At 45.1% G+C, this 770-nt stretch carries 1 protein-coding gene; it reads right to left on the bottom strand.

Features of this window, described 5'->3' with window-relative positions:
• The coding region (locus A3729_RS03035; RefSeq protein WP_082881981.1) for an alanine--glyoxylate aminotransferase family protein at positions 1 to 747 on the bottom strand (747 nt) is incomplete at its 3' end.
• Positions 748 to 770 lie beyond the last annotated feature (23 nt).

Below are 770 nucleotides of genomic sequence, written 5' to 3'. Positions count from 1 at the left end.
AGTATGGTGATAAGTACGCTTAGCACCTTCACCCCAATAGTCCATGACCAGGTTTAGATCGAGGAACCAGCTGTAGTTCTTAGAGCTTTTGGCTTTGATCTTTTCAATTGCTTTAGTGCTAAAACTGACCGGAGAGAGACCTGGGATACAAGATAAGCACTTTTGAGTGCCTGAATAAATTGCGTCTATGCCCCAGTCATCAACTTGAACATCAGAACCGCCTAAAGAGGTGACGGCATCAACGATTGAAAGACAGTTATGTTGTTGAGCTATTGCACATAAGGCTTTTGCATCAGAGCGAACACCGGTAGAGGTTTCAGCGTGAACAAAAGCGATCATTGAAATATCAGGATTTTCTGAAAGCTTCTGGTCTACTACTTCTGGCTCAACAGCTTCGCCCCACTCAAATTCGATGGCTTCAACCTGAGCGCCTGCGCGAGTCGCGACTTCTTTCATGCGCATGCCAAATACGCCGTTAATGCAGACAAGAATTTTGTCACCCGGCTCAACCATATTCATAAAGCAGGTTTCCATACCAGATGAACCTGGTGCAGATACCGGAATCGTAAGTTCGTTTTTGGTTTGGAAAACGTACTGAAGAAGAGATTTTATCTCATTCATTAGCGATACAAAGCTAGGGTCCATATGACCGATGGTTTGCTGAGATAGTGCTTTAAGTACTCTTTCGGAAACATCTGACGGGCCAGGGCCCATTAAGATGCGGTTTGGAGCGTGAAATGATTGCATAGTTCGGGTGCTGCCTGTGTTAC

It is taken from the genome of Oleiphilus sp. HI0043, from assembly GCF_001634935.1.
The sequence above is the reverse complement of the archived record's forward strand: the minus strand, read 5'-3'. Positions and strand labels throughout refer to the sequence as shown.